The 15,800-nt window shown below is 56.7% G+C and carries 14 protein-coding genes; 1 reads left to right on the top strand and 13 read right to left on the bottom strand.

What is annotated here, in order from left to right; translation table 11 throughout:
* Window positions 1-36: 36 nt before the first annotated feature.
* Window positions 37-1,305, top strand: coding sequence for a BaiN/RdsA family NAD(P)/FAD-dependent oxidoreductase (locus BN3277_RS11100; protein ID WP_059042579.1), 1,269 nt, complete (start codon window positions 37-39; stop codon window positions 1,303-1,305).
* A 106-nt stretch (window positions 1,306-1,411) separates the two neighbouring features.
* On the opposite strand, the gene BN3277_RS11095 is transcribed toward BN3277_RS11100, so the two are convergent.
* The 13 genes from BN3277_RS11095 to iolE all read right to left on the bottom strand — a co-directional run bounded on the left by BN3277_RS11095 (window position 1,412) and on the right by iolE (window position 15,794).
* Window positions 1,412-1,948 carry an MgtC/SapB family protein gene (locus tag BN3277_RS11095; RefSeq protein WP_232436388.1) on the bottom strand — a complete coding sequence of 179 codons (537 nt, stop codon included), beginning with the start codon at window positions 1,946-1,948 and terminating at the stop codon, window positions 1,412-1,414.
* 59 nt (window positions 1,949-2,007) lie between these two features.
* The gene (locus BN3277_RS11090; protein ID WP_059042577.1) at window positions 2,008-2,616 is read right to left on the bottom strand and encodes an HAD family hydrolase; all 609 of its coding nucleotides are present in this window, start codon (window positions 2,614-2,616) and stop codon (window positions 2,008-2,010) included.
* The gene (locus tag BN3277_RS11085) at window positions 2,609-3,628 is read right to left on the bottom strand and encodes an ABC transporter ATP-binding protein (RefSeq protein ID WP_059042575.1); all 1,020 of its coding nucleotides are present in this window, start codon (window positions 3,626-3,628) and stop codon (window positions 2,609-2,611) included. Before BN3277_RS11085 ends, BN3277_RS11090 begins: the two co-directional genes overlap by 8 nt.
* A complete protein-coding gene (locus tag BN3277_RS11080) occupies window positions 3,625-4,668 on the bottom strand; it encodes an ABC transporter ATP-binding protein (RefSeq protein WP_232436387.1) in 1,044 nt (347 codons plus the stop codon). The genes BN3277_RS11085 and BN3277_RS11080 overlap by 4 nt, the downstream gene beginning before the upstream one ends.
* Window positions 4,669-4,702: 34 nt before the next feature.
* Window positions 4,703-5,866: an ABC transporter permease gene (locus BN3277_RS11075; protein WP_082691426.1), complete on the bottom strand. Its 1,164-nt coding sequence runs from the start codon at window positions 5,864-5,866 to the stop codon at window positions 4,703-4,705.
* A gap of 2 nt (window positions 5,867-5,868) precedes the next feature.
* Window positions 5,869-6,867, bottom strand: coding sequence for an ABC transporter permease (locus BN3277_RS11070; protein ID WP_059042573.1), 999 nt, complete (start codon window positions 6,865-6,867; stop codon window positions 5,869-5,871).
* Between the two features lie 97 nt (window positions 6,868-6,964).
* Window positions 6,965-8,935, bottom strand: a complete 1,971-nt coding sequence (locus tag BN3277_RS11065; protein WP_059042572.1) for an ABC transporter substrate-binding protein — start codon at window positions 8,933-8,935, stop codon at window positions 6,965-6,967.
* A gap of 391 nt (window positions 8,936-9,326) precedes the next feature.
* Window positions 9,327-10,352 (bottom strand): LacI family DNA-binding transcriptional regulator, encoded by a 1,026-nt coding sequence (locus BN3277_RS11060; RefSeq protein WP_059042570.1) that lies wholly within the window; start codon window positions 10,350-10,352, stop codon window positions 9,327-9,329.
* 99 nt (window positions 10,353-10,451) lie between these two features.
* On the bottom strand, window positions 10,452-11,282 hold the full coding sequence (gene iolB / locus BN3277_RS11055) for a 5-deoxy-glucuronate isomerase (protein WP_059042568.1): 831 nt from the start codon (window positions 11,280-11,282) through the stop codon (window positions 10,452-10,454).
* Window positions 11,283-11,286: 4 nt separating this feature from the next.
* On the bottom strand, window positions 11,287-12,336 hold the full coding sequence (gene iolG, locus BN3277_RS11050) for an inositol 2-dehydrogenase (protein WP_059042565.1): 1,050 nt from the start codon (window positions 12,334-12,336) through the stop codon (window positions 11,287-11,289).
* Window positions 12,337-12,364: 28 nt separating this feature from the next.
* Window positions 12,365-13,813, bottom strand: a complete 1,449-nt coding sequence (locus BN3277_RS11045) for a CoA-acylating methylmalonate-semialdehyde dehydrogenase (protein WP_059042563.1) — start codon at window positions 13,811-13,813, stop codon at window positions 12,365-12,367.
* Between the two features lie 47 nt (window positions 13,814-13,860).
* Entirely contained in the window at window positions 13,861-14,877 is a 1,017-nt protein-coding gene (gene iolC / locus BN3277_RS11040; RefSeq protein WP_059042562.1) for a 5-dehydro-2-deoxygluconokinase, read from the bottom strand.
* Window positions 14,874-15,794 (bottom strand): myo-inosose-2 dehydratase, encoded by a 921-nt coding sequence (gene iolE, locus BN3277_RS11035; RefSeq protein ID WP_059042560.1) that lies wholly within the window; start codon window positions 15,792-15,794, stop codon window positions 14,874-14,876. Before iolE ends, iolC begins: the two co-directional genes overlap by 4 nt.
* Window positions 15,795-15,800: the final 6 nt, after the last annotated feature.

The following is a 15,800-nucleotide window of genomic DNA, read 5'->3' as shown; positions in this document are numbered from 1 at the left end:
TAATAGTAAGAAAGTACAAATAGAGAGGATACTCCCATGAAAAAAGTTGATGTCATCGTCATCGGCGGCGGCCCCTCCGGGCTGATGGCTGCCATTGCGGCAAGCAAGCAAGGTGCCAAGGTTCTACTCGTGGACAAAGGGGACAAGCTGGGGCGTAAATTGGGCATCTCCGGCGGCGGAAGATGTAATGTCACCAACGCGAAAGAGCTGGATGAGCTGATCAAATTTATCCCTGGAAACGGGCGTTTCCTGTACAGCGCTTTAACCACTTTCGGCAATCAGGACATCGTGGCGTTCTTTGAGGGGTTAGGGATCAGGCTCAAAGAAGAGGACAACGGGCGGATGTTCCCTGTCTCCGATAAAGCCAAAACCGTAGTAGATGCGCTGATCAATAAAGTGCGGTCCCAAGGCGTCGAGATCCGTGTGAACAGCCCCGTCGAGGAGGTGCTCTATGACAACGGACAAACCGTCGGTATCAAGCTGAAAACAGGAGAAGTGATAAAGAGCAAGGCGGTGATTGTCGCTGTTGGCGGGAAATCCGTGCCCCAAACCGGCTCGACGGGTGACGGGTATGCCTGGGCAGAACGCGCTGGACATACAATCACGGAACTTTTTCCAACTGAAGTTCCGTTGACCTCGAACGAGCCCTTTATTCAAAGCAAGGAACTGCAAGGGCTTTCCCTGCGAGATGTTTCCCTTTCCGTATGGAGCCCCAAGGGGAAAAGATTGATCGAGCACCAAGGCGACATGCTGTTCACGCACTTTGGGATATCCGGGCCAATCGCTTTGCGGTGCAGCCAATTCGTCGTCAAAGCTTTGAAGCAGTTTGGTACGGGCAATGTTGAAGTGTCCATCGACTTTGCTCCCGAGAAGAGCATGGACGAGGTCTATAAAGAGACGCTGAAGCTTGCGGAAGAGGAATCCAAAAAATCGATCAAAAATGCATTAAAAGCTTATTTGCCCGAGAAGGTCATCCCGCTCCTGCTTCAAAAAGCGGAATTAGATCCCCAATTAACTTACGATCACATTCCGAAGCAAAGGTGGTTGCAGCTCGCCCAGTTCATCAAACGCTTCCCGATCCGGGTCTACGGCACGTTATCCATTGAGGAGGCTTTCGTCACGGGCGGCGGGGTGAACTTAAAGGAAATCGACCCCAAAACGATGCAATCCAAGCGGATGCAAGGGCTTTATTTCTGCGGCGAAATTCTGGATGTCCACGGTTATACCGGCGGATACAACATTACAGCCGCCTTCTCAACGGGGTACACCGCAGGCAGCAGCGCAGCGGAAAACGCGGGTGTATAAGCGAGCAGAACGGCAAACGGGACGCCGCGGAGCCCAAGCCCGCTTCGTCCCGTTGTAGGGCGGTGAAATTCCGCCAAGGCGATTCGTTGCCGTTCCTTACTATCTATCAAACGGAAGGATCCTCATCCTCATCCGCAGGATCATGATCCTCCATATCGTACTTGCCCGCTTCCAGCCGATCGTGCTCCCTCCGCTCAATCCAGCTGCCGAAGCGGACGAAGACAAAGGCGGTTACCAATGTAAAAATCACGATGCCGTAAAAGCCAGCTCCAATCCCAATGCCTACGCCCCCTGCAAACAGGATCATCGCCGCAGACGTCAGCCCCTTCACCTCGAATCCGGCCTTCATGATGAGGCCTGCCCCGAGGAAGCCAAGCCCGCTGACGATTTGCGCCGTAAGCCGCATCGGATCCATCATCGTTCGGTCGTGCAAATGACCGTATCGCACGACGCTTTCGATCGAGACAATCGTGATCAGCGCCGAGGCGAGTGTGACAAACGTATACGTCTTTACGCCCGCCGGTTTATTCTTGTGCGTACGGTCTAAACCGATGACGAATCCGAGCAACGCGCTGATCAGCACCCGGAAATAGATTTCATACGCGGAAAAGAACGCCGCCATTTGCATCCCCGCCTCGCGCATCACGGCACCTCCCCTCCGATCGGGGCTCCTTTCGACTCCCTGTCAGCCGCACCACCTCGTCAACTTGGGTCATAAGCCTGCTGTTGTTCTTTCCATCCCCCATCAGCCGTTTGCTCAGACAGCTGCGCATCCAGCCTTTCTGCCAGCTCAATCAGCTCAAGCGGAGTTTCAATCGTATACCGCGGGATCTCCGAATCGTCCGCCGGCGTCTTCGGGTAACGCGGCGTCCAGTTCAGGAATACGCTCGTGATTCCGAGCGCATTTGCTCCCTTGGCATCGCGGCTTAAGTTGTTGCCGACCATGATGATTCGAGGAATGTCGGTTTCCTCCAATTCCATCGCGCCCATCGCCGCCTTGAACATCCGCGGGCTCGGCTTCATTGCGCGGATGTTCTCAGAATAAATAAGCGTCTCGAAGCATTCAAAGATTCCGTTGCGGGTCAGCAGGTTTTTGAACGACTGCGCTGCGCCGTCGGCGACAATCGCCAGCCGGAATCCCCGTTCCGCCAGCGTCTTCACCATCACGTCGGCGCCGGGAATCACCTGACCGTCCAGCACGATCCCCTCCTCATCTCGGGTCTCCGTACTTTCGTCAATAATTGTATCTCCGCAATCGAGGAAGATAATCAGCTTTCTCGGATTCGGATTGGCTGGGGCATGTTCAATCATGGCGTACACCTCTTAAGTTTAATTGTTCTGCATAATGACAAGCTACGGAATGGCCGTCTGCAATCTCTCGCAGCTCCGGTGATTGCTGCATGCACTTCTCAGTGCGGTAGGCACAACGCGGATGGAAATGGCAACCGCTTGGCGGATGGGCCGGATTCGGCACCTCCCCTTCCAAAATGATGCGGCTGTGGTCCGCTTCCGGATCGGGCTGCGGTACCGCCGACATCAGCGCCTCCGTATACGGATGCTTTGGACCCTCGAACAGCTCCTTAGTTGGGGCTAGCTCGACGATACGTCCCAGGTGCATGACGGCGACGCGGTCCGAAATATTCTGAACAATGGACAAGTCATGCGATATAAATAAGTACGTGATCTTAAATTGCTCCTGCAGATCCTTAAGCAGATTAATAATCTGCGCTTGAATGGACACGTCCAGCGCGGACACCGCTTCATCACAGACGATAAGCCGCGGCTTCATGATCAGGGCGCGGGCGATGGCGATCCGCTGCCGCTGGCCGCCGGAGAACGCGTGCGGATACCGGCGCAGGTAACTGGCGTTGAGGCCGGCTTTTTCCGCGATATCCTTCACTTTGTCTTCGACTTCCGCCCGGCTCAGCTTGAAGTTGGCGACAAGCGGCTCCGAAATAATATCGAACACGCTCATGCGTGGGCTAAGGGACGAATACGGATCCTGAAAAATCATCTGGATATCTCGGCGCAGCCGCTTGGCCTCCTTCCCCTTCAGCGCCAGAAAATCGACGCGTTCGTCCTCCTCGGTGCGATACATCACCTGCCCCGCGGTGGCGGGAATGCCCTTGACCAGGCAACGGCCCAGCGTCGTCTTCCCGCAGCCCGATTCCCCGACGATGCTCAGCGTCTCGCCTTCGTACAGCTCAAACGAAATATCGTTTAAGACCTGAACCCGCGTTGGTCTGGCGAACAGCTTCGCCGACTTGGGCTTCACTTGAAACGCCTTGTTTAACCCAACAACATCAAGCAGCGCGTTTGTCATTGCGATTCACCTCCTTGCGGTTCCGAGTACAGGAAGCATCTGACCGTATGCTCCTCGGAAATCGAGGTCATTGGAACGGCGGCTGCGTTGCAAACGCCTTCGATGCGGTCCTTACAGCGTTCATAGAAACCGCACATGGGCGGCATGTCGATCGCCATCGGCACCGACCCCTCGATGGATTCCAGCCGCTTCTCCTTGCCGCCGCCCAGCCGCGGCATCGATCTCATTAAGCCTTTGGTGTAGGGATGCTTCGGATTGCGGAACAATTCCTTCACCGGCGCCTGCTCGACGATTTTCCCCAGGTACATGACCGCGACCTCATCGCACATCTGGGCGATGATACCAAGGTCATGCGTGACCAGCAAGATCGACATGCCCAATTCCTGCTGAAGCGACCGCATTAATTCAAGCACCTGCGCCTGGATGGTCACATCCAACGCCGTCGTGGGCTCGTCGGCAATCAAGAGCTCGGGATTACACGACAGCGCCATCGAGATCATCGCGCGCTGCCGCATCCCCCCGGAAAACTCATGCGGATATTGATCAAACCGCTTCTCCTCGTCCGAGATGCCAACCTTGGATAACATCTGGAGCGCAATTTGCTTGGCTTCTTTCTTGTCTTTCGTCCGGTGGATGCGAATCGCCTCCACGATCTGATTGCCGATCGTATACATCGGGGAGAACGCCGTCATCGGCTCCTGAAATATCATCGAGATTCTGCGGCCGCGGATGGAGCGGATCGCCTTACCGTTGGGTTCAAGGGAAAGGATGTCGATCCCCTTCTCCCCCTTGCCGTCGGAAGGGCGGTAATGAATGGAGCCCGACGTCTCGCACTCCTTTGGATTGAGGCTGATGAGCGACCGGCTGGTTAAGCTTTTGCCGCAGCCTGACTCGCCGACTAGCCCCAGGGTCTTCCCTTTTTGAATATCAAAGTCAACCCCGTCCACCGCATTCATAACCCCGTTGTCCATCTGGATACGAATCTTCAAGTTTCGAACCGAGAGCAGAGGCTGCTCGGTTGCTAGTGGTTGCGTCGTCATACGGTCCCCTCGCTCGCTTCATAGTATCGTTGGATCATTTCTTGTACGGATCGGCGGCATCCCGCATCCCGTCGCCCAAGAAGTTATAGGTCAGCACGGTCAAAATAACGATGCCCAGCGGGAACAGCTTCCACGGATACAGCGCAACGTTCTCGATCTGCTGGGCTTCCTGCAGCAGCACGCCCCAGCTTGTCGCAGGGGAGCGGATGCCCAGACCAAGGAAGCTCATCGCCGTCTCGGAGAGAATCATGCCAGGAATCGCCAGCGTTGTCGCGACAACGAGATAGCTGATAAAGCCGGGAAGCAAATGCTTAATAATAATTTTCGTATCGCTGACCCCGGCGATTTTGGCGGCGACAACGTAATCCTCATTCTTCAACGAGATGAACTTGCCCCGAACGACCCGCGCCAGATCCGTCCAACCGATCAGCGCAAAGATGATGACGATGTACAGATACATCGTCACAACCGGGATGCGCGGCGGGATCGCCGCCGATAACGCCATCCACAGCGGAAGCGTCGGGAACGAGCGGATAATCTCGATGATTCGCTGGATAAGCGAATCAATCCAACCGCCAAAGTAACCGGAGATGCCGCCGAGAATAAGTCCAATCACAAAGCTGATGCCCACCCCAACCAGCGGAATCGACAACGAGATCTGACTGCCAAGTACGATGCGGGAGAATAAATCCCTTCCCATCCCGTCCGTGCCAAGCATGAAGATCCGGCCCGGCTGCTCGACGCCGAGCAGGTGAACATCGGTGCGGAACAACCCGAGAAACTTGTATTCCTCGCCTTTGACGAACAATTGCAGCGGATATCTCTTCTCCTCGTTATTAACGAAAATTTTGCGCATCGTCTCCGGATCACGCTCGGATTTTAATTCATAGACAAAGGGACGAAGATGGAACTTGCCCTCGGCGTCAACGAAGCGCGGCAATGTCGGCGGAGCGTTGACGTATTTGCTGTCATAGCTTTGCAGGCTGTACGGCGCGATAAATTGAGCCAGCAGCGCAACAATATACAGGACCCCAAGAATAACCAGGCTAATCCGGGCCAGCTTGTGCTTCTTAAACCGCAAGTACATCAGCTTCCATTGCGAGCTGTAGTTCAGGTCCTCTTTGTTGTCCGGCTTGCCCGGCCTTGGGACATTGGCGTTTGTCGGAACTTTCCTTTTAAATATCGTTGATGGATTCATAGTCAATTACCTCTGAACTCTGTACGGATTTTTGGATCAAGCCAGGCCAGCAAAATATCCGAGATCAGCGTTCCCAGCACGGTAAGCAGCGCCATAAACAGCAGCCAGGATCCGGCAAGGTACATATCTTGGCCCAGCAGCGCGTTGTACATAACCGGTCCCTGGATCGGCAGGTTCAGGACAATCGCGGTAATGGTCGAACCCGTAAAGATGGAAGACAGCGACCAGCCGAGCGTACTCACAATGGGGTTTAAGGCGGCGCGTGTAGGATATTTGAACAGAATCTTCAAATTCGATACGCCCTTCGCGCGGGCGGTGACGATATTGGGCTTGTTCAGCTCGTCGAGCATCTGGCCCCGCATGACGCGGATCAAATCCGCGGTATGCGCAATCCCGATTACGATCACCGGGATGATCAAGTGCTTCATCAAATCGACCACTTTATCCATAGACCACGGCGCATTGACGTACTCGGGCGAGAACAGTCCCAGCAGCGGGTCCCCAAACCATTTGTAGGAGAAAAACATCAGAATGATCGCCAGCAGAAAGTTGGGCGTCGCCATGCCGATAAAGCTGAGACCTGAGAAAAAATAGTCCCCGGCGGAATACTGCTTCACGGCGGTATAGATGCCGATCGGGATCGCAACGACATAATGGAAGAACAACGTGACAAACGAGACGACAAGCGTCAGTCCCATATACTGTTTCACAACGTCGAGAACCGGTTTGTTATAGCTAAACGAAAAGCCGAAATCGCCGTGCAGCACGATTTTTTTGATCCAGACCGCATATTGCTCGTATACCGGACCGCTTAGCCCCAGGTTTTCCCGCATCTCTTCCATTTCCTCCGCCGTCATGTTGTCGCCCGCGGCCGCCATTTGTGCCGCATAGGTGGACACGTAGTCCCCGGGAGGCAGTTGAATGATATAGAAGACGATAAACGAAATCAGGATGACGACGGGAATGGCCAATAAAATGCGCTTGAGAATGTATTGAAGCATCTGTTATCTGTCCCCTCCAATGCGATTTCGCGCGTGCCCGGCACGGAGGCCCGGCAGCGGGAAGCTTGCATCCCCGCCGCCTCCCCGTGTCGCCGAGTTACTGCTTCAAGTAAAACTGCGCTGGATGCCCGTGACCCAAGGAACGGAATTCATCGGCCCACACGGCGTTCTCCGGAACATTGCGCATTTTGTTGCTGGCCACAACCAGTGCTGGCGTCGGGCCGGCATAGCCGATCACCCATTGGTTATCCATATGAACCTTATAGATTTCGTTCGCAATGCGATTGATTTCATCCTTGGAGCTGCTGGCTTTCAATTGCGACCAGAGATCCAGGATTTTGGCGACATCGCCTTCCGGCTTCACGCCTTCCTTGCCGCCCGACTCCGTATACAAACCGTAATGACCAAACCATGGCGTGATGACGCGCAGCGGTACTAGCGTATCCGGACGGAACGCGACGTTCGCGACGGAGATCGCCTCCGTGTTGATCGGAACCTCGTTGGCATACTTCATGTCGTTATACGCGCCGGACTCGAGGACCTTGACGTTAAACTTCAATCCCATATCTTCAAAATACTTCTTCAAAAGCTCCAGGAAGGCGTCTGCATTCGTACTCGATTCGATATCGGTCAAGGTGAGATCCGAGCCGTCCGGGAACGTGCGGAAGCCGTCCTTGCCGCGGGTTAAGCCGATTTCATCCAGCAGCTGGTTCGCGCGGTCCGGATCAAACTCGGCCCATTTCTGCGCCCATCCCTCCTGGTAGCCAAACACGCCTTCCGGAACGGAAGCCTGCACCGGGTCGGCGATGCCGTTCGTCACGATTTCGGTGATTTCGTTGCGGTCTACCCCAATCGAGAGCGCCTCGCGGAAGCGGATATCCTGGAACAGCTGGCGCAGCTTCGGATCCTTCGTGGTCTGGTTCAGTTGGATGCCCGCACTCGTCCAGCCAGGCTGCGTCCATTGCAGGACGCGGAAGTCGCCCTTCTTCTCGTTTTCTTTCAATATCGTAAAGTCCTTTGCGCCATAGGTCGCCAGATTATAGTTGCCCGCCAGCGTACCGAGCAAGATCTGGCTTGGATCCTGAATCTTCGTTACAACAATGCGATCCATGTAAGGCAGCTGGTGACCTTCGGCATCGGTTTTCCAGTAGTACGGATTGCGCTCCATCACGAACTGATCACTATTCGGATCCGTGTGGGCTACCCAAGCGCGCAACGTTGGAATCTGCGGGTGCAGCCAATAGTAGTAACCGGTGTCGACAAGGAACGCCTTGGCGTCCTCATACCCCCATTGCTTGGCAATCTCGGCGGTTTTCGCCTCGCCGACGAACTCGGGAAGAATCGTCTTGTGGAAATGCGCCGGTGCGAAAAACCACTTATTATCGATCGCGACCCGCTCGAGGAACTGCACGCTCGGGTATTTGTGCGTGACCGTAAACGTATAGTCGTCAACCTTCTTCACTTCGGCAAGCGCCTTATCGCCCGTGACCGGATCTACCGAATAGTAAGCGTCATAGATCTTCTTGCCAAACGTCTCTTGGGTCAGCATGTGCTCCCAGTAGAACAACACGTCGTCGGCCGTAAACGGTACGCCGTCCGACCATTTCATCCCTTCGCGCAGATGGATCGTAAACACCGTGGAGTCCTCGTTCACCTCGTAGCTCTTAGCGACGTTAGGCTCCACCCCGGTTCCGTCTGCGTTGAAGCGGAACAACGCCTCCTCCGTCGGCTGCCCGACAGCCCACTTATCGCCCGGTCCCGTCCAGGCCATCGTCCAGTCACCTCCGTATTGGCCGATTTCCTCCACAACCTGCTCGACCATAACGTCCTCTGCGACCGGCAGCCGCTCCTCCAGCTTCGGCAGCTTGCCTTCTTCCACAAGCTTCGCGAGCGCGGGAGCTTCCTTGCTGTCCGAATGAACGCCGCCAGCCACGGGCTTTGACGCTTCGTTCTTCGGGGAATCGTTCGACTTCGACGCATTGGGCGCCGCCGTGTTATTCCCATCGCACCCCGCGAAAATGACAGCTATCGATAAAAGAAGTGCCCCCAACATTCCGGACTTTTTCATATAACCCCTCCATTAATGATTTCACGTCCTGTCCTGCTCCTTCTATCTGCCACGTTAGCACTTCGCGTGCTCCAGCCTCACCTCCCCAAAGGTTCGCAGCAATACCAAATGGACTCCTTACGGCCCGCAGGATGCGGATATACACTTCCTTCACTAGATGTAAGCGCTTAACATTGTAATTTGAACAAATCCTTATGACCGGATATCAAGTGACGCATACTGCAGCGATGTTCGGAAAATGCGATGGTGTTTGGCTAGATGAATTGCATGCGGAGATTGTGATAGGTTCGACTAGATGCGATGATATGTGGGAATTGCGATGGTTTTAGTCGTTGGCGTTGTTGTATGGAGATGGCGATGATGCCGGTTACGCACGAGCCCTGGGCCGGCCTTAACGGCCGGCTTCGTGCAGTGCAGGTCCCGTGGATTCCCGGACGACAAGCTTCGGTTGCATCACGATGCGTTGTCGGATGGCGTCTGTCTCTTCGTCCGGCGAAGAGACGAGCAAGCCAAAAGCAAGCTTCGCCATTTCGTCCGTCGGCTGGGCGATCGTCGTCAACGACGGGTTCGTGACGGTGGACAAAATCGTGTTGTCAAAGCCGATGATCGACAGCTGCTCCGGGACGCGAACGCCGCATTCCCGGGCTGCCTGCAAGGCTCCGATCGCCAGCATATCGTTGCAGCAGAAGATGGCCGTCGGCGGATTAGGCCCTTCAAGCAGCAGCGCTGCCGCTCGTTTGCCGTCCTGGATCGCGGAACGGCAGGCGATGATCCGCTCGTCGTCCAGCGTTTTGCCGGCCTCAAACAAGGCGAACCGAAACCCTCTCACCCGCTCTTTGCTGCTGCTGAACTTGGCATTCTCGGACAAGATCGCTACGTTCTCATGCCCGAGCTGCAGCAGATGGCCGGCAGCGAGCGAGCCGCCCTTGAAATCGTCCGTCAGCACGCTGTGTACGGCGATGTCCGGCGTCTCCCGGGCGATCATGACGATCGGGACGGAATTCTCAGACAGCTGAGCAATGATGTTCGCGTTTTCCACGCCGGTACCAATCAAAAGGCCGTCTACGCTTTTTTGCTCCAAAAGCTTGATATACTTCTCGATCCGTTCGTCATTGTTATCCGTGCTGCACACGATGACGCTGTATCCTTCCTCATGGGCCATATCTTCCACGGCCCGGGCGATTTCGGAGAAGAAGGGGTTCGACACATCGGGAATAAGCAGCCCCAATGTATACGTCTTCTTCCCCATCAAGGCGGAAGCGATCACACTTGGCTTGTATTGGAGACGGTTCATCACCTTAAATATCTCTTCCCGCTTCTTCTTGCCTACATTGCCTTTGCCATTAATGACGTTGGAGACGGTCGCAATCGATACGCCCGCTTCCTTGGCTACGTCGTAAATCGTCGTCGCTTTCATAACCAACCTCGTTCATAATTCGGATGAAATCGTACGAGCTTTGCCGCTCTCTACTGAGCTATTATCCGATGATTGTTCTCCCTTTGCAAATGTTCAATCTCAGGTTTCCTCGCGGGTGTGCGGCGCTTCCAGCGTCCAGGCGTGGTCCGGATCGTTGTGAATCTTCCAAGTGCGAACGGGCCCGGCCATGACGTTGAGATAGTAGACCTGGTAGCCCGGCGGCGCGGATACCGGATGATAGCCCTTGGGCACAAGCACCGTCTCACCGTTCTTCACCGCCAGCGTTGCGTTGAGCGAGCCGTCGTCCGTGTACACGCGCTGAACGGCAAACCCTTGCGGGGGATCTACCCTGTAATAGTACGTCTCTTCCAGCAGCGCTTCCCCCGGCAGGGCGTCTTGGTCGTGCTTGTGCGGGGGATAGCTGGACCAATTTCCCGGAGGCGTAAACACCTCGACGACAAGCAAGCTGTCCGCAGGCTGCTGCTCCGGCAAGATATGGTGGATATAACGTTTGGTTGCACCTTCCCCCCGGACTTCTACGCCGATATCCTCGGGCCCGATCCGCCGCGCCGGATGGCCGCTGTTTCGATCCGGCGCATGGCAAATCGCGAGCTCCGTTTCGGTTAACGCTTCAACCTCGTACCGGTCGCCGCCCGGAACGTAGACCGCGTGCGGAGGAATGCGCTCGAAGACGCTCATTCGCTCGCCAACCGCCTCCCACTGGGACTCCGCCGTCGATACGTTCACCTTTCCTTCCAGGATCACAAGGCAATACTCGCGATCCTCTGTACTCCGTGCGAGTTTCTCCCCGGGCTTCAATCTGTGCACGTCAAACCCGACATAACTCCAACCGGCGGACTCGGGCGTCACCGACAGCAGGGGGCGCTCGCCCGGCACTCCTCGGTCGGGACGAACGATCAAATTCGACATTTCCTCATCTCCCTTCATTTCCTGCATGGATGGATTCAGCGACGTCCAGCTCCGACAGCTTGACGATCCGGCGCTCCCGAAGCGACCGCTTCGCCGCAGCGGCGATTCGCTCCGCTTGCCGGCCGTCCTCGCCGTCAACCGGAACCGGCTGACCGCTCCGCACGCATTCGATAAATTGCTGTGTCTCTAGGAGGTACGCCTCGGAATAACGCTCGAGGAAGAAGTAAAGCGGCTTGTCGCTTTGCACGCCTTCCGCCGTACTAAGCGCCACGGTATTGGCATAATCGTTGTCGGCAGTGGCTGCTCCGAGGGAGCCAAACGCTTCCGCGCGCTGATCGTACCCGTATGCCGCTTGACGGCTGCAATCGATCACGCCGAGAGCACCGTTTGCGAAACGCAGCGTGACGATCGCCGTATCCACATCGTCGTATTTCGCAAATGCGGGATCGATCAGTACACCGCCTTGCGCGAACACCTCCTCCACCTCGCTGCCGGACAGATAGCGCGCCATATCGAAGTCATGGATCATCATGTCCATGAAGATGCCGCCGGACACCGCGATGTAGGACTCTGGAGGCGGGCTCGGATCGCGGGACGTTATTTTGATAAGCTGCACATCGCCGATCGCTCCCGACTCGACATGCTCGCGAATCCGGCGGAAGTTGTGGTCAAACCGGCGGTTGAAGCCCACCTGCAGCTTCACGCCGGCGCGGCGCACTTCCTCCAGCGCCTCCTTCGTCTGGCGGAAATCCATGCTGATCGGTTTTTCGCAAAAAATATGCTTGCCGTTTCTCGCGGCGCTTTTGATGAGCGGAACATGGCTGTCTGTGGACGAGCAGATAAATACCGCATCGATGTCGGGGTGATGAATCACCGCGTCGCTGTCGGTCGTCACGATCGGGATTCCCCTCACCTGCGCCCATTCCTCCAAATCGACGTCCGCATACAAATCGCTGATCGCGAGGATCTCCGCTTGCGGCAGTTTTAATAGATTGTCGACGTGAATTTTGCCGATTCTCCCGGCGCCGATGACGCCGATCCTTACTTTGTCCATGTCGTTCCTCCCACCTGCTTCGACCTGGTCACGACCAGCGAGCGGTCACCATTTTTTTGCGCGTATAAAATTCAACCCCATCCGTGCCGTTCGCATGCAAGTCACCGTAGAATGATTTCTTATAACCGGAGAACGGAAAGAACGCCATCGGAGCAGGCACGCCCAGATTGATTCCCAGCATCCCGGCGTCGATCGTCTCACGGAACATGCGCACATTGGCTCCGCTGCGGGTAAACAGACAAGCGCCGTTCGCAAACTCCGAGCGATTGGCGATCTCGACCGCCTCCTCCAGCGTTCCGGCCCGCATCACCGACAGGACCGGTGCAAAAATCTCGTCCCTGCCGATCGCCATCTCCCCGTTCACCTGATCGAAGATCGTTGGGCCGAGGAAGAAGCCCTCACCGCTGGCCGCCGCATCCTCGCGCCCGTCCCTGACGAGCACGGCTCCTTCGGCGACGCCGCTTTCGATATAGTGAATCGTCCGTTCCTTGTGCGGCTGCCGAATGACCGGGCCAAGGAACACCCCTTCGCCAAGGCCGTTGCCGATCTTCAGCTTATCCGCGGCGGCAGACAACCGGGCGACCAAATCGTCCGCGATGTCGCCGACGGCAACGACGACAGCGCAAGCCATGCAGCGTTCGCCCGCGGAGCCAAACGCCGCGCTGACGATTTCCTTGACCGCAAGGTCCAGATCCGCATCCGGCATGACGATCGTATGGTTTTTGGCTCCGGCTAATGCTTGAACGCGTTTGCCGTTTGCCGCGCCGGTTGCGTACACGTATTCGGCCACCGGCTGCGATCCAACAAACGAGATCGCCTTAACGCCGGGATGACGCAGCAACCCGTTTACGACCTCGTGCGCCCCGTGTACGACGTTCAGCACGCCGGGCGGCAAGCCGGCTTCATGGAACAGTTCAGCCAGCCGGTTCGCCAGCAGCGGCGTCCGTTCGGACGGTTTAAGCACAAACGTATTGCCGCACGCGATCGCCAGCGGGAACATCCAGCAAGGCACCATCATCGGAAAATTAAACGGCGTGATGCCGCCAACGACACCCAACGGATAGCGGTACATCCCGGATTCAAGGTTCGAAGCGATGTCCGGCAACTGCTTCCCCATCATCAACGAGGGAGCGCCTGCGGCAAATTCCACGCATTCGATGCCGCGCAGCACCTCGCCGTGCGCTTCGCTGAAGCTTTTGCCGTTCTCCAACGTAATAAGCCGAGCTAATTCATCCCAATGCTCCACGAGCAGCTGCTGGTACTTAAACAGCACCCGTGCCCGGCGCGGGACGGGCGTCCGGCTCCAGGAGGCAAAAGCTTCTGTCGCCGCATCAACCGCCCCATCGAGATCGGCCTGCGTGGACAACGGCACCTTTGCCAGCGTTTCTCCCGTAGCCGGGTTGTGGACCTCCTCCGTCTGGTTGGAGGCGGACGCGACCCAATCGCCGCCGATCCAGTTGTTAAGCGTAGCGTTCATAACCCATGTTCTCCCCGTTTCTATAGCCGATGCACCTGTACCTCAAGTCAACCGGCTGTAATTTCCCCGCGCTCGCAGCGCCGAATATACTCCTCCACGGCAGCGGCGGTTGGCATCGCATCCGAACAGCTGTGGCTCGAAATCACGACACTCGCCGCCGCCCCGCCAAACGACATGCTCCGGGCGACGTCCCAACCGGACATCAGGCCGTGGAGGAAGCTGGAAGCATAAGCATCACCCGCCCCAAACGTCTTGACGACGTTCGCCGGATACGACGGAGCGCGATGCTCCAGGCCATCCTTCGTATAGGCGATAGAACCCTCCTTGCCATGCTTGATGACGACGAGTTTCGCGCCGCGCTTGAACCACTTGGCCGCGGTGTATCGGTCGCTGCGGTCCGGATTCCCCTCGAATCGCTCCATACCGTCAAATTCCTCACGCGTGCCGAGGAGGATGTCGCTTTTCTCGGCTACAAGGTGGCAGTAAACCGCCGTCTCCTCCGGTGACCGCCAGGTATAAGGCCGATAGTCGATATCGAAGGCGACCGGAGTCCCGTGAGATCGGGCGTACTCCAGCGCGACGAATACGGCCTCGCGAGACGGGCTTGCGGCCAGCGCCGTTCCCGAGATGAGCAGCGCCCGGCTGTCCGCGATTAAGGACTCGTGAACCTCTGTCGGATCCAGCTTCAAATCGGCAACGTGATCCCGATACATCAGGATGCTGCAATCGACGGGGCTCTTGATTTCCGTGAAGGCAAGCCCGGTTACCGCACCGGTGTGGTCTGTCGAGACGCCGCTGTCGTCGATGCCGTTCTCACGCAGGTAAGAACGTATGAACCGGCCCATCTGGTCATCGGCCAACTTGCCGATAAACGCGACACGTCGGCCAAGCCGGCTCATACCGATGGCGATATTCGCCGGCGAGCCCCCGACATATTTGGTGAACGTCATCGTCTGCTCCATCGGGCGGTTGATTTCGTTGGCATTAAGATCGATGCACAGCCGCCCGAGCGCCGTAAGGTCAAACCTCCGGTTCTCCGGGAACAGCGAGAGCAACGTGGTCATAAATGATCCCCTCCCTTGGGGGCAGAATTCAACGAATGCAGGTAGGCCAGCGCCTTCGCCGCGTATTCGCGCGGCGGGTGTTCCGCCGGATCCTGCTCACCCTCGAGCATGGCCCAGCCGTCATAACCGCGGCCGACCAACTCTGCGATAATCGGCCGAAAGTCGATGTCGCCGTCGCCAGGAACGGTGAATACGCCTTGACGGATGCAGGTGATGAAGTCGGCGCCCGCCTCCTTCGCCTGGCGCAGTTTGCAGGCGCGTACGTCCTTGAGATGAACGTAGGCGATACGGTCGTAATGCTTGCGAAGCAGCGCCAACGGATCAGCCCCGCCGTACAGCGCATGCCCGGTATCAAACAGCAGCCACACGGCTTCCGGATCAGTCAGCTCCATCAGCTTGTCGATCTCCTCGGGACGTTCGATGACGGTGCCGCCGTGGTGGTGGTATGTCAGCTTCAACCCGTGCTCGCGGGCGATGCGTCCGGCCATGTTAAGCCCTTCGGCCAAGCTCTCCCAGCCTGCGTCGTCCAGCGGAAGGACGGTCCGTTCGTTTGGGGTTCGCCGCGGATCGAAATGCAAGGAGCCGCCAACTTCACAGGTGCTGATCACTTCGGCCCCCATGTCTTTCAAAAACCTCGCGTGCTTCCGGTACGCCTCCAGTTCCTGCTCGCGATAAGCCGGATCGGAGAAAAGCACCGACTTCCATTGTGAGACAAGCTGGATTCCTCGTCCGGACAGCGCTTGCTTCAGCAAGCCGATCTCGGTCGGATATTTTCGCCCCATCTCTGTTCCTCTCAAGCCAAGCGCCTGGATATCCTCCAAGATTTGCTCGTATGTCGTATCATCGCCATGCTCCTTGACGTCTTCTCCAACCCAATTAATCGGATGCACGCCTATGCGAAAAGAAAACCCCGCCATCGCCAT

The organism is Paenibacillus rubinfantis (assembly GCF_001486505.1).
In the GTDB taxonomy this organism is placed as follows: Bacteria; Bacillota; Bacilli; order Paenibacillales; family Paenibacillaceae; genus Fontibacillus; species Fontibacillus rubinfantis.
Note: the sequence above shows the minus strand (reverse complement) of the source record. Positions and strands in the feature narration are given on the sequence as shown.

Coding starts and splice junctions, on each gene's coding strand:
- iolE (WP_059042560.1), bottom strand. CDS start 15,794: ATGGCGGGGTTTTCTTTTCGCATAGGCGTGCATCCGATTAATTGGGTT.
- BN3277_RS11090 (WP_059042577.1), bottom strand. CDS start 2,616: ATGATTGAACATGCCCCAGCCAATCCGAATCCGAGAAAGCTGATTATC.
- BN3277_RS11085 (WP_059042575.1), bottom strand. CDS start 3,628: ATGACAAACGCGCTGCTTGATGTTGTTGGGTTAAACAAGGCGTTTCAA.
- BN3277_RS11075 (WP_082691426.1), bottom strand. CDS start 5,866: ATGAATCCATCAACGATATTTAAAAGGAAAGTTCCGACAAACGCCAAT.
- BN3277_RS11100 (WP_059042579.1), top strand. CDS start 37: ATGAAAAAAGTTGATGTCATCGTCATCGGCGGCGGCCCCTCCGGGCTG.
- iolG (WP_059042565.1), bottom strand. CDS start 12,336: ATGGACAAAGTAAGGATCGGCGTCATCGGCGCCGGGAGAATCGGCAAA.
- BN3277_RS11045 (WP_059042563.1), bottom strand. CDS start 13,813: ATGAACGCTACGCTTAACAACTGGATCGGCGGCGATTGGGTCGCGTCC.
- BN3277_RS11080 (WP_232436387.1), bottom strand. CDS start 4,668: ATGACGACGCAACCACTAGCAACCGAGCAGCCTCTGCTCTCGGTTCGA.
- BN3277_RS11070 (WP_059042573.1), bottom strand. CDS start 6,867: ATGCTTCAATACATTCTCAAGCGCATTTTATTGGCCATTCCCGTCGTC.
- iolC (WP_059042562.1), bottom strand. CDS start 14,877: ATGACCACGTTGCTCTCGCTGTTCCCGGAGAACCGGAGGTTTGACCTT.
- BN3277_RS11060 (WP_059042570.1), bottom strand. CDS start 10,352: ATGAAAGCGACGACGATTTACGACGTAGCCAAGGAAGCGGGCGTATCG.
- BN3277_RS11095 (WP_232436388.1), bottom strand. CDS start 1,948: ATGCGCGAGGCGGGGATGCAAATGGCGGCGTTCTTTTCCGCGTATGAA.
- iolB (WP_059042568.1), bottom strand. CDS start 11,282: ATGTCGAATTTGATCGTTCGTCCCGACCGAGGAGTGCCGGGCGAGCGC.
- BN3277_RS11065 (WP_059042572.1), bottom strand. CDS start 8,935: ATGAAAAAGTCCGGAATGTTGGGGGCACTTCTTTTATCGATAGCTGTC.